Raw genomic sequence first — 12,330 nt, 5'->3', positions numbered from 1 at the left:
TGTCCCAAATGAGCGAGACCCAGTTGAGTGATACCCAACAGGGACGCAAAAAGGTGGCCACCACTCCCCTGAGAGTGATGGCCACCTTTGCACGCCTAACGCCGGCGGTGCCTGTCAGGTTTCCCATCCAGGCCTGTTACGGCTAGGACAGAACGTCCGCGAATTCCTTCTCGAAGAACTGCTTCGGCTTTGCACCGATGACCGTGCTCTTCACTTCGCCGCCCTGGAACAGGTAGACGGCGGGAATGGAGGTGATGCCGTACTCCGCGGCGATCGCCGGGTTGTCATCGACATTCACCTTCACGACGTTGACCTTCTCGCCGTACTCCACCGAGATCTCATCCAGGATAGGACCCAGCTTCCGGCAAGGACCGCACCATTCGGCCCAGAAGTCAACGATTACCGGCTTGTCAGCGGCGAGTACGTCAGTGCTGAAGCTTGCGTCAGTTACATCTTTTGCGTTGCTCATAACCCTTGTCTCTCTCTTCGAATGATTTTCAGCGCCGGTCAGGCGTGAAGGTCTGCGAGGTAGTGCTCGACGTCGATCGCTGCGACACAGCCCGAGCCGGAAGCAGTGATCGCCTGGCGGTAGGTCGGGTCCACGACATCGCCGGCGGCGAAGACGCCCTTGATGCTCGTGCGGGAGCTGCGGCCTTCGACGGCGATGGTCCCGGCTTCCGTGATCTCCAGGCTGTCCTTGATGAGCTCGGTGCGCGGATCGTTGCCGATAGCCACGAAGACGCCGGTCACGGCCAGTTCTGACTCGGTGCCGTCGACCAGGTTCTTCAGCTTCAGGCCAGTGACCTTGTCTTCACCGAGGACGTCTTCAACGGCGGTATTCCACACGAAGTTGATCTTCTCGTGGGCCTGCGCGCGGTCGCCCATGATCTTGGATGCCTTCAGCGTGTCGCGGCGGTGCACCACAGTGACGGACTTGGCGAATTTGGTGAGGAAGAGTGCTTCCTCCATGGCAGAGTCGCCGCCGCCGATCACTGCGATGTCCTGGTCCTTGAAGAAGAAACCGTCGCAGGTTGCACACCAGCTGACACCGTGGCCGGAGAGCCGCTTTTCGTTGGCCAGGCCGAGCTCGCGGTACGCCGAACCGGTGGAAAGAATGATGGCGCGGGCGCGGAAGGTCTCCCCCGTCGCGATCGTGACAGTCTTGATGTCGCCGTCGAGATCCAGGGCGGTGACGTCTTCGAACTGGATCTCGGTGCCGAAGCGGGCGGCCTGCTTTTCGAAGTTCTCCATCAGGTCCGGACCCATGATGCCCTCGGGGAAGCCCGGGTAGTTCTCGACATCCGTGGTGTTCATGAGCTCACCGCCCGCAGTAACGGAGCCAGCCAGCAGCAGCGGCTTCAGGTTGGCGCGGGCCGTGTACACGGCGGCCGTGTAGCCTGCGGGGCCGGAGCCGACGATGATGACATCACGCACTTCTGACGCGCTGTTTTCTGCGGTGCTCACTGAACGGTGAACCTCTTCCTTTGTCGATGCGCCAGCCTTCCGGCCGGCCACATGGCACAACTGATTGGCAGTGTGGAATATTCCAAACGTATTTGGAGGCAGGCGAAAACACCCGTGCCTGCACGGGAACACCGCCACGGGACTTTCCACAAGGGTACCGCCTCCGGCAACCTGAGGGCATGCCGGTTACGCCGGGGAGGAACGTGACTTCCGAACGGCAGCGTTCCCTTACTGGACCTTGATCTCCGCCAGCCGCAGGCCGTAGCCAAAGCGGGTCTTCGGAGCTGCAAGCTTGGGCAGGTTCTTGATCGAGATAATGACGTACTGAGCGGTCACCGGTTCGGCAAGCGGCATAGTGAGGTCAGGCGAAGTGAAGCTGTTGGTTCCCACCTGCTTTGCACCGTCCAGCGCCGGGCGGTCGTTGGTGTAAACCGTGATGCTTCCGCCCGAGGCACCCAACTGGTTCAGGGTGATCGAGGAGACCTTGGAAGAGCTCTTGAGCTTGACCACCAGCGGGACACCCTCGGGAGCAAGGCCGCCCCAGTCCTCGGTGGCAAACTCCATGTCCGACCAGTAGCTCGCCGCGTTTCCGTCGAAGGCCTTGCCGAGGTCGTCGTCGTACGTCGCAGCGAAATCAAAGTTGCCCTGGCGGGTGATCCCCTCGATGGCCGGCGGCCCTGCCGCCGGAGCAGTGCTCTTGGCCGGCGTTCCGGTACTCGGCTGCGTGGCAGCCGACGGCGGTGCGGTGGCTCCGGGGGTCGCTTCCGTTTGCGGTGCGCTCTTGAAGAGGCTGCCGAGGTTGGTTACGGCGAAGATGAGTCCGACAATCAGGACGGCCGCAAGAAGGCCACCGACGAGCCACCGCATGGAACGCGGCTCCTTCTGTGGCTCGTCGTCTTCATCGTCGTAATAATCGGCAGCCGGAGCGGTACCGGTTCGGGCGACGTCAGGGAAGTTCCCCGCACGGCGGTCCTGTTCGTGCGCGTTGCTGCCCTCGTCGTCGTACTCGTCTTCGGGGACGTAGTCATAGTCGTTTTCGGACCACAGCGACACCTTGGATGAGTTGTGCCCGTCACCAGAAGCAGCGGCGGCTCCGGCGGCCGCTGCACCTGCGCCGGCGGCACCTCGTGCGGCGTTCCCGGAGCGGTTGTTGTCGCGCTGCAGAAGTGCCTGCTCAACGTTGTCGTGCTGCGTGGCGTCCTGCTCATAGCCCCTATCCGGCTGGATCGGCTGCGGCGCAGTAGTCTCCGGGATGCCCTGCCGGTCGCTCCGCGAACCGGTCGCGGCGGCACCGGCGGCGGCGGCACCTGCGGCACCGGCACGCGCGGCGGGACGGGCTGCTGGGAGCGGCGGCACGACGGGAGCCTTCCGCACCGGTGCTGTGGGTGCCTGGGCAGGCGCTTGCTGTCCGTGCCCCTGCGGAGCTGCTGCCCCGTGGCTGGAATGGCTGGAGTGGCCGGACCGGCTGGCGGCTGGCGCAGGCGCGGTGGCGGGGTACTGCCCGCCCGGCTGATTTTCGTTGTAGTTGATGTACCCGGCTTCGACCTCGTCGTCTTCGTCGTAGGCTTCGGGTTCGTGGGAGCGGGCCTGGCCGAAGATCTCGCTGCCCAGGGTGTCCGTGAAGAACGGCTCGACATAGGGCGGGTTGGACGCAACCACAAGGTCCAGCAGGTCAGCGGCCGAGGTGTGGTTGGTGATCAGATACGTCGTGGCATCGCTGACTCCAAGGTCCAGGATCTGCACGTTCCCGGGGCGCTCCCCCGTCGCCACTTCGCGGGCGCTCTGGGCTACCTGGTCTGCGTTGTACGGGCCGGCCACCAGGATGCTGACCGGGCGGTTAAGCACCTGGTCCACACCGTCCAGCACCAGATCCTGGTCATGCGAACTCAGCACTGTGGCCGTGACCTTGTAGCGGCCGCCAAGTACTGATCCGACATCGATCGGGTGGGACACGTGTTCCTCCTAGCCTGTCCGGGAATTGCTTCTGGCCCTGGCGATGCAACGCCACCGAAGGCCTCCGGCGCGCCGGCGGACCCCTTGGCCTGCAACTACCCTTGTTCCCCTCGATCCTAGCCGATGCTGTGCAACGGCCGCGGAAGACGGGGCTGGCCGGCCCCCGTCCGGGCTACTTTTTCCTCCGCCGCCGCGACGGGAAATGCGGGTTCTGGCCGGGGGTCCCCTGGAAGGTCCGGCGGCCCGGAAGCGGAATCTCCCCGCGCAAGCCGTTCCCTCGGGCCGTCCCGGGGACGTCCTCCTCGGGGAGGTAGGTGGCGCCGTCGTAATCTTCCGGTTCCGGCTGGGGCGCAGGCCCGGCGCGGAAGGAGGCAGAATCGAACTCGCCGGAAATCCTGGGAATCAGGCCGGTGTCCGACGAGACCGTGGCGCGTTCCGGCGTCGGACGCCGCCGCGATGCAGTGCCGGCGGATGCTCCGGCAACCGAAGCCCCGGCGGAGGCAGGGGCAGACGGAGCAGCTGCCGCTGCGCCGGAACCGCGGCCCAGCCGCCCCAGCAACGGCCGCAGCAGGTCGCGCAGCTCCGTGACCCGGAACAGCTTCAGCAGAACCAGGTACGCGGCGAGCATCACGGGGCCGACGACGACGATGGTCACCAAGGCAGCGGGCCGGCTGCTCCAGGCGAAGCCGACCGGGCTGTAGCTGCCCATGAGCCACAGCGCCCCCGCACCGGCAACGGCTGAGCCGAGGGCCGCATAGCCCATGTGGATGTACGAGTTGATGATCCGCGGACCGTCCAGGTGTCCCAGCAGCCGGCGGAGGAAGATGGCGGAGACGACCACCGAGAGGATGTTCCCTCCCGTGTACAGGACGGCGATGGCGAAAATGATCTGGTCGAACGGCAGGAACTGGATGAAGAACGCGGCCACAACATTAACCAGGGCCAGCACCAGCTGGATGTAGAACGGCGTGCGTGCGTCCTCGTTGGCGTAAAAGACCCGGGACATCATGAAGTTGGCACTCATGAACGGGGTGCTGAGCGCCAGAATGGTGAGGGTCTGCGCAAGCAGGATGCCGTCCGTGGGGCGCCCGCCGGAGAAAAACATGCCCAGCGGACCCGCCAGGGCGAAAAGCGCCAAAGCTCCGAAAACTGTAGCCACGGCCATGGTCCGCAGGCCGTGGGACAGGGCTTCGCGGAGTTGTGCGCGGTTCCCATCCTGGGAGGCCCGGGTCATCCGGTTGAACAGCACGGTGGCCAGGGAGAGCGCGATGATCGAGTGCGGCAGCAGGTACAGCTGGCTGGCCACCTCGAGCACGGCGTTGCCGGGCAGCATGGCGGCGGCGCCGTCGTCGCCCGCTTTCTCGAGGCGAAGCCGCTCGGTACCGGGAATGGTGGCGATGCGCATGACATAAAGGAACGCCAACTGCCCGACGGCGGCCGTCAGGAGCGTCCACACGCTCAGTCTTGCGGCGTGGCCGAGTCCCACGCCGCGCCAGCCGAACCGCGGACGCAGCCCCAGCTTCAGCCGGAAGACGGGAATCAGCAGAATGGCGGTCTGGGCAACCACGCCGATCGTGGAGAAACCAGCGACAAAAAACGTCTGCGACGCGCCCCAGTTGTCCAGTGAATGCGGATTTGCTTCGTTGGCGCCGAAGACCCAGATGAACATGCCGAGGCCCGCGATGGCCACGATGTTGTTCAAAATGGGCGCCCACATGGCAGGTCCGAACGCGCCATTGGCGTTGAGGACCTGGGTGAGCAGGGCATACAGGCCGTAGAAGAAAATCTGCGGCAGGCACCAGAAGGCGAAGGCAACGGCCAGCGACTTTTGCTGCGGCGAGTAGCCCTGCGTGGTGAGTTCAATGACGGCGGGAGCAAACAGCGTGACGAGCAGGGTCAGGGACATCAGCACCAGGACGGCCAGCGTGAGCAGCCGGCTGATGTAGTCCGCTCCCCTGTCGGGGGCCTTGCTCGCTTTGATGATCTGGGGCACCAGCACGGCATTGAACACGCCGCCAGCCACCAGCAAGAAGATGAGGTTGGGCAGGTTGTTGGCGTTGATGAAAGTGTCAGTGACGGTGGAGCCCAGGCCGAGGGCGGCGCCGAGCATCCAGGTCTTGCCGAACCCCAGGAAGCGCGAAACGAGGGTTCCTGCTGCCATGATGGCGCTGGAACGGGCCTCGCCGGGCTGCGCGGCACTGGAGGCTGACTCGCTGGCGGGCGTCACACCTGGCGGTGTTTCGTCCGGCTGCGGGGGCTGGTCGGAGGACGGACTGGCTGCTGACATCGTCTTCATCGTCTCACCCGGGTGCTGATATTGCGGCACACAAAGGGGTATCCGGCGGACATTGCCGGACGGTCAGAGGTGCTCGGGAAGGACTTCGCGTGCCAGGTCGGCGATGCGGCGTTCATTGGGGAACGAAAGCTTGCGGGCAAGCTCGTGGATGGGAACCCAGGCAACATCAACCGCTTCCTTGTCAGGATCGTTTTCGATGGTGAGTTCACCGCCGGTGGCGCGCAGCAGGTAGTGGTGCACTGTCTTGTGGACGCGGTGCCCGCTGACGGTAAACCAGTAATCGATGCTGCCCAGCGGGGCAAGGATGTCACCGTCGATACCGGTTTCCTCGGCAATCTCACGGACCGCGGCTTCCTCGTTGTTCTCCCGGCCTTCAGGATGACCCTTCGGCAGGCACCACTCCAGCCGTCCGCCCCTGTTAAGGCGGGCAATAATCGCAACCCTCAGTTCGTCGTCGGACGTGTCCACCACGACGCCGCCGGCCGAGACCTCCTCAACGGTGGGGAGCGAGGCCGGGGCCGAGTGCGGTGCAGGCGCGACGTGGGCACCGATTGCCGATGGCAACGGTGGGTTCGTCCTCCTGCCGGGAGCGCTCGGTACTGGATGGGCCATGGAGTCCACTCTAACGACTCTTGCCCCGCCGTGATGACCGGGACATGGCTTGCAGGTGGACTGCATGTAACGGGCTTCGCCGGCGCCGTCGCACAATGACGTGATTTGGTGCGGTGGGGCTTGGTTTTCTGACAAGCTTAAGTAACTATGGCGCACGCACATCAAAAGACTGATCTTCACACCGTTGACTTCCAGGTGGACCCGGTGGTCCTGGAGCTCGGTCAGCGGTTCGTGGATGCCGGTCATGAGCTGTCGCTCGTCGGCGGCCCGGTCCGGGACCTCTTCCTGGGCCGCACCTCCCCCGACCTCGATTTCACGACGGATGCGACGCCGGACCAGACCGTGGCGCTGATCAAGAAGTGGGCGGACAACTTCTGGGAGATCGGCCGCGCCTTCGGAACGATCGGCATGCGCAAGGCCGGCTTCCAGATTGAAATCACCACCTACCGTGCCGAAGCGTACGACCCCGAGTCCCGGAAGCCCGTCGTGGCCTTCGGTTCCTCCCTCACCGATGACCTGCTGCGCCGCGACTTCACCATCAACGCCATGGCCCTGCGGCTGCCCTCGATGGAACTGGTGGATCCCTTCGGCGGAGTCCGCGACCTGCACGCCTCCGTGCTGGCCACGCCGGGCGCTCCCGAGGCGTCTTTTTCCGACGATCCGCTGCGGATGATGCGGGCAGCGAGATTTGCCTCGCAGCTGGGCGTGGCTGTACGGGACGACGTCCGGGTTGCCATGACCCGGATGGCCGAGCGAATCAGCATCATCTCGGCTGAACGCGTCCGTGACGAGCTGGTCAAACTCGTCTGCGGGCGGCACCCCCGTGTGGGCATCGACCTGCTGGTGGACACCGGCCTGGCGGAGTTCGTGCTGCCCGAGGTGTCCGCGCTCAGGCTGGAATCTGACGAGCACCACCGCCACAAGGACGTCTACCAGCACTCCCTCCAGGTCCTCGAGCAGGCGGCCGCCCTGGAGACAGATTCCGACGGCGCCGTCCCCGGCCCGGACTTTGTCCTGCGGTTTGCGGCTCTGATGCACGACGTCGGGAAGCCGGCTACGCGCCGGTTCGAACCGGGCGGTGCGGTCAGCTTCCGCCACCACGACATGGTGGGGGCCAAACTGACGACGAAGCGGATGAAGACCCTGCGCTTCGACAACGACACCATCAAGGCCGTGGCCCGCCTCGTGGAACTGCACATGCGCTTTTATGGCTACGGCGACGCCGGCTGGACGGATTCCGCTGTGCGCCGCTACGTCACCGACGCCGGTCCCCTGCTGGAACGCCTGCACCGCCTGACCCGCTCCGACGTCACCACGCGCAACCAGCGCAAGGCCGACCGGCTGTCCTTCGCCTACGACGACCTCGAATCCCGGATTGCGGCCCTCCGCGAACAGGAATCCCTGGACGCGGTCCGCCCGGACCTCAACGGCGCCGAGATCATGGCCCTGCTGGACCTCAAACCCGGACCCGTGGTGGGCAGGGCCTACAAGTTCCTGCTGGAGGAACGAATGGAAAACGGGCCACTCGATCCTGCCGACGCCGAGTCCCGGCTGCGGGCCTGGTGGGCTGGGCAGCCTGAAGCCGATGCAGCCAATGCTTCCGTTTCTCCCGAGTCTCCTGCTTCTCCCGCCGACGTCGAATCTTCCCCAACCGAGGAGTCCAAGTGAACGCCGCCAACCTCGCCCGCCCCCAGCTCTGGATCCTGCGGCACGGCGAAACCGAATGGTCCAAGAGCGGCCAGTACACCGGACTGACGGACCTTCCCCTGACCGTGGAGGGCGAGCAGCAGGCAGTCGAGGCGCGCAGGATCCTGGACACCGTGGATTTCGACCTGGTCCTGACCTCTCCGCTGCGCCGTGCCCGGCGGACCGCGGAACTCGCCGGTTTCCCCGATGCCGTCCACGAGCCGCTGGCGGTGGAATGGGACTACGGCGACTATGAGGGCATCAGCTCCGACCTGATCCGCAAGGACAACCCGGACTACCTCATCTGGACGCACGGTGTTCCCAACGGCGAGAAGCTTCACGATGTCGCCGCCCGGGCGGACAAGATCGTGGCCCGGGTGCTGGAGTCCGGGCTGGACAACGTCCTGATCGTGGCCCATGGCCATTTTTCCCGCATCCTTACAGCACGCTGGCTCGAACTCGAACCTGAAGAGGGCCGGCACTTCATCCTGGGAACAGCCAAAGTGTGCACCCTGGGCTGGGACAAAAGGACGCCCGCCATTGTCCGTTGGGGTCTGTAAAAGCACCTTTTCGGATTTTTTTTCCAGAAAATTCTGGAATCGAGTAGTCAGCTGTGCTTTTTCTGGTGTACTTTTATTCCTGACCCCAGAGCGATCTGCCAGGGTCATGGCGCGCGTTGTACCGGCCCGTTATCCCGTGCAGCGGCAGAGCAGAAAAGGAGGTTGGGAAAATGATTACTTTGACTAGCGGATGGAAGATGACCATCATCGCGTTTCCGGCCTTCGCTGCTGACCTGCGCCCTCTTCACGGACTCGCCCGAGCCTAATTCTGATTCTCCAGCCCTTCTCCCGCGCATAACGCGGGCGAGCAGGCGGGGCATCGGCAGGTTCTGCCCCTTCCGCAGAACCCTGACCCCGGCGGCCTGATGTAGCGGAAACACGCGGTTGCGCAGCTCCCCCATAATTCGGAACCCTGCTTCCTGTTGGGGGTGCCGTGCTGCCGTTGCCGGGGCCAATTGCCGCTTTTGCGGATTCCATTTCCTTCCCTTCCCGGGTATTTCTTTGCCCTTTTACGGCCATTTCTTTGCGTGCACGAATGGCACTAATTGCCGTGCCCGGATTCTTTTGTCATTTCCTGAAAGGAGGTGAAGAACCATGCTCCGCAAACTCCAGGAGATCCTTTCAAGCCGCGATTCCAGCGATGAGGCCGGCCCTTCCGGCCGCGATTCCGCGCCGGCCCAGCAGCCACAGTTCGATGGCTCGCTGCTGGACCGGAAACGGGAGGACGTCTACGCGCTCATGCATCAGCAGATGAGCAGCCTGCGCTGAGCCTTTTATGCAGGGCCTTTTAATCAGGGACCCACCGGTAAGCTCGAAACCATGCAGGAGACACAGCCGCCGCCCGATCGAAAGCTCGCGCGCCTGGTGGTGCCGAGCCGCAGCGACCGGCTCCTGCGGAACTTCACCGAGCTCATCGGCGGGCCCCTGGGCCAGCGGTCCGCGCCGGGGATGGTCGCGCCCGGCTTCTTCACAGTGGAACGCGTGCTGATCATCCTGACCGTGCTCGCCGCCCTCGCTGCCATCGCCATCAAGGACTACTGCCGGGTGAACGGCTGGGAGACGCCGTCGCAGTTCTATGCGACCTGCTACTCCGATTTCCCTGAGCTGTTCCGCAACCGTGGCCTGGGCGACGGGGCCTTTCCGTTCTTCACGCCGGGTGCCCTCTTCGAGTATCCGGTCCTGATGGGCCTGATTGCCGGCATCACGGCCCGCCTGGTGCCCGGCGACGGAGTCACGGACGCCCGGATCCTCGGCTACTTTGACGTCAACGCGACCCTGATCGCAGCCGTCTGGATCGTCACCGTGCTGGCCACTGCACGCATGACCCGGCGCCGGCCCTGGGATGCGGCCATGGTGGCCCTGGCGCCCGGCATCGTTCTCGCCGGAGTGATCAACTGGGACATGTGGGCCGTGGCCATGCTGGCCCTCGGCATGTATTTCCTGTCCCGGAAGCGGCTGATCCTGGCCGGGGTCCTGATCGGGCTGGGGACTGCCACCAAGCTCTACCCCCTCCTGGTCTTCGGCGCCATCTTCCTGCTGGCCCTGCGTACAGGCAAGATCCGTGCCTTCCTGGTCCTGGCGGCCTCCGCTGCCGCGGCGTGGCTCGCCGTCAACCTGCCCATTGCCGCGCGGGACCCGGCCGGCTGGAAGTACTTCTTCGAGTTCACGCAGGACCGCCCCGCCGGCTACAGCTCGCCCTGGTTCGCCTACAACCTGGTGGCCGGGCGCGTACGCTGGACGCTTCTCACCCCGGAGGCCATCAACACGCTCGCCCTGAACGTGTTCCTGCTGGCGTGCGTCCTCATTGCGGTGCTGGCTCTGACCGCTCCCCAGCGGCCGCGGATTGCGCAGCTGACCTTCCTGATCGTGGCGGCCTTCATCCTCACCAACAAGGTCTACTCTCCCCAGTTTGTCCTGTGGCTCGTGCCGCTGCTGGCACTCGCCCGGCCGAAGTGGCGCGATTTCCTGATCTGGCAGGGCATCGAGGGGCTGCACTGGGCGGCCATCTGGATGTATCTTGGCCAAGTGACCAGCGGCGGCGTCTCACAGCACAACATCGACATGCCGTACTACGTCCTGGCCGTCGCCGCCCATATGCTTGCAACTGCATATTTAATGCTGCGGGTCGCGTGGGACATCTGGGACCCCCGCTACGATCCCATCCGGCGCCATGCCATGGACGACCCACATGGCGGTCCCTTCAACAACGTGCCGGACAGGCTGCGGATCGACCTGTTCCGCCCCTCTGCTTCCCTGCTCCCGTGGCGAACGGTCGCCCGGAATGCCTGACGTCGCCGTCGTTGGTTCCGGACCCAACGGACTCGCCGCCGCCGTCGTCATGGCGCGGGCGGGGCTCAAGGTGCACGTGTACGAGGCCGCGGACCAGCTCGGCGGTGGATCCCGGACGTCCCAGGTCATCGAGGAAGGGCACTGGCACGACATCTGCTCGGCTGTCCACCCCATGGCGCTGGCCTCGCCCTTCTTCCGGGCATTCGAGCTGGCGCAGCGGGTGGACCTGCAGCTTCCGCCGGTACAGTTCGGCTCCCCGTTGGATGGTGGCCGGTCAGCCCTGGCGTACCGGTCGCTCGACCGGACCACCGACGAGCTGGGCCGGGACGGCCGCGCCTACCGCCGGCTCCTCGCCCCACTGGTGCGGCGCATCGACGGTGTTGTGCAAACCACGTCCGACCAGCTGCTGCGAGTTCCCGGCGACCCGCTGGCCGCAGCCATCCTGGGACTGCGGACCTTTGAGCAGGGCTCGCCCCTGTGGAACCTCCGCTTCCGGGGGGACAGGGCGCCCGCGCTGATCAGCGGAGTGGCAGCCCACGTCGTGGGGCGCCTGCCGTCACTGTCCGGGGCGGGAGCCGGCCTGTTGCTCAACGCGTTGGCGCACAGCGGGGGCTGGCCGATTCCAGTGGGAGGATCGTCCGCGATCGCCGATGCGATGGCCAAGGACATCGAAGCGCACGGCGGCGTACTGCAGACAGGGTTCCGCGTCACGTCGCTGGCGGAGCTGGAACCGGCGAAGGCAGTGCTGCTGGACGTTGCGCCTCCTGCCCTTGCACGCATCGCCGGCAGCCGCCTGCCCGCCTCCTACCGCCGCGCGCTGGAGTCCTTCCGGTTCGGCAACGGCGCGTGCAAAGTGGATTTCATCCTGTCCGGTCCCGTGCCGTGGACCGCTGCAGGACTGGCAGAGGCCGGAACGGTGCACGTGGGCGGCACGCGCGGGGAAATGGCGGAGGCGGAGCACGCCGTGTCCCGGGGCCGGCACCCGGAGCGGCCCTACGTCCTGGTTTCGCAGCCGTCCGTGGTCGATCCCGGCCGGGCGCCGAAGGGCAGACACATCCTCTGGACCTACTGCCATGTGCCGTCCGGGTCCACGGTGGACATGGGCGAGGCCGTCATGAACCAGCTGGAGCGCTTTGCGCCAGGGTTCCGTGACCTCGTACTGCGGCACAAGGTCACGACCGCGGCCGAACTGGCCGCCTACAACGAAAACTACATCGGCGGTGACTTCAGCGCCGGACTTCTGGATCCCCGGGGCCTGATCCAGCGGCCTGTGGTCTCGCCCGTTCCATGGCGCACTCCCGCACGCGGCGTCTACCTGTGCTCCTCCTCGACGCCGCCCGGACCCGGTGTCACCGGCATGCCCGGATTCCGCGCCGCCAAATATGCTCTCAACGACATGTTCGGGTTGGACGTGCCGGCACTCGGACTCTAGCCGAGCGGGCCGGGTAGCGGCGTTGCTGTGGCATGGCT

Annotated in this window: 10 protein-coding genes; 5 read left to right on the top strand and 5 right to left on the bottom strand. The window is 65.4% G+C overall.

Annotated elements, in window-relative coordinates:
- Positions 1–142: 142 nt before the first annotated feature.
- The 5 genes from trxA to ARGLB_RS06160 form a co-directional block, all read right to left on the bottom strand.
- Positions 143–469, bottom strand: coding sequence for a thioredoxin (gene trxA / locus ARGLB_RS06180; RefSeq protein WP_003800194.1), 327 nt, complete (start codon positions 467–469; stop codon positions 143–145).
- Positions 470–507: 38 nt separating this feature from the next.
- Positions 508–1,464: a thioredoxin-disulfide reductase gene (trxB, locus tag ARGLB_RS06175; protein ID WP_003800192.1), complete on the bottom strand. Its 957-nt coding sequence runs from the start codon at positions 1,462–1,464 to the stop codon at positions 508–510.
- A gap of 228 nt (positions 1,465–1,692) precedes the next feature.
- Positions 1,693–3,417 carry a hypothetical protein gene (locus ARGLB_RS06170; RefSeq protein ID WP_003800190.1) on the bottom strand — a complete coding sequence of 575 codons (1,725 nt, stop codon included), beginning with the start codon at positions 3,415–3,417 and terminating at the stop codon, positions 1,693–1,695.
- A gap of 172 nt (positions 3,418–3,589) precedes the next feature.
- Complete coding sequence (gene murJ, locus ARGLB_RS06165) at positions 3,590–5,704, bottom strand: murein biosynthesis integral membrane protein MurJ (RefSeq protein WP_003800188.1); 2,115 nt, start codon at positions 5,702–5,704, stop codon at positions 3,590–3,592.
- A 72-nt stretch (positions 5,705–5,776) separates the two neighbouring features.
- The gene (locus tag ARGLB_RS06160; protein WP_003800186.1) at positions 5,777–6,277 is read right to left on the bottom strand and encodes an NUDIX hydrolase; all 501 of its coding nucleotides are present in this window, start codon (positions 6,275–6,277) and stop codon (positions 5,777–5,779) included.
- 195 nt (positions 6,278–6,472) lie between these two features.
- Between ARGLB_RS06160 and ARGLB_RS06155 the strand changes: the two genes are divergently transcribed.
- The 5 genes from ARGLB_RS06155 to ARGLB_RS06140 all read left to right on the top strand — a co-directional run bounded on the left by ARGLB_RS06155 (position 6,473) and on the right by ARGLB_RS06140 (position 12,292).
- The gene (locus ARGLB_RS06155; protein ID WP_003800184.1) at positions 6,473–7,993 is read left to right on the top strand and encodes a CCA tRNA nucleotidyltransferase; all 1,521 of its coding nucleotides are present in this window, start codon (positions 6,473–6,475) and stop codon (positions 7,991–7,993) included.
- Positions 7,990–8,571, top strand: coding sequence for a histidine phosphatase family protein (locus ARGLB_RS06150; RefSeq protein WP_003800182.1), 582 nt, complete (start codon positions 7,990–7,992; stop codon positions 8,569–8,571). Before ARGLB_RS06155 ends, ARGLB_RS06150 begins: the two co-directional genes overlap by 4 nt.
- A 594-nt stretch (positions 8,572–9,165) precedes the next feature.
- Positions 9,166–9,339, top strand: a complete 174-nt coding sequence (locus ARGLB_RS23535; protein WP_003800181.1) for a hypothetical protein — start codon at positions 9,166–9,168, stop codon at positions 9,337–9,339.
- Between the two features lie 51 nt (positions 9,340–9,390).
- On the top strand, positions 9,391–10,860 hold the full coding sequence (locus ARGLB_RS06145; RefSeq protein ID WP_003800179.1) for a glycosyltransferase family 87 protein: 1,470 nt from the start codon (positions 9,391–9,393) through the stop codon (positions 10,858–10,860).
- Entirely contained in the window at positions 10,853–12,292 is a 1,440-nt protein-coding gene (locus tag ARGLB_RS06140; RefSeq protein ID WP_003800176.1) for a phytoene desaturase family protein, read from the top strand. The genes ARGLB_RS06145 and ARGLB_RS06140 overlap by 8 nt, the downstream gene beginning before the upstream one ends.
- The last annotated feature ends 38 nt before the right edge of the window (positions 12,293–12,330 follow it).

Source organism: Arthrobacter globiformis NBRC 12137 (genome assembly GCF_000238915.1).
Lineage (GTDB): Bacteria > Actinomycetota > Actinomycetes > Actinomycetales > Micrococcaceae > Arthrobacter > Arthrobacter globiformis.
Note: the sequence above shows the minus strand (reverse complement) of the source record. Positions and strands in the feature narration are given on the sequence as shown.

What these genes read in the sequence shown, in the direction of transcription:
- trxA (WP_003800194.1), bottom strand. Translation starts at nt 469, where the DNA reads ATGAGCAACGCAAAAGATGTAACTGACGCAAGCTTCAGCACTGACGTA.
- murJ (WP_003800188.1), bottom strand. Translation starts at nt 5,704, where the DNA reads ATGTCAGCAGCCAGTCCGTCCTCCGACCAGCCCCCGCAGCCGGACGAA.
- ARGLB_RS06155 (WP_003800184.1), top strand. Translation starts at nt 6,473, where the DNA reads ATGGCGCACGCACATCAAAAGACTGATCTTCACACCGTTGACTTCCAG.
- ARGLB_RS23535 (WP_003800181.1), top strand. Translation starts at nt 9,166, where the DNA reads ATGCTCCGCAAACTCCAGGAGATCCTTTCAAGCCGCGATTCCAGCGAT.
- ARGLB_RS06145 (WP_003800179.1), top strand. Translation starts at nt 9,391, where the DNA reads ATGCAGGAGACACAGCCGCCGCCCGATCGAAAGCTCGCGCGCCTGGTG.
- ARGLB_RS06140 (WP_003800176.1), top strand. Translation starts at nt 10,853, where the DNA reads ATGCCTGACGTCGCCGTCGTTGGTTCCGGACCCAACGGACTCGCCGCC.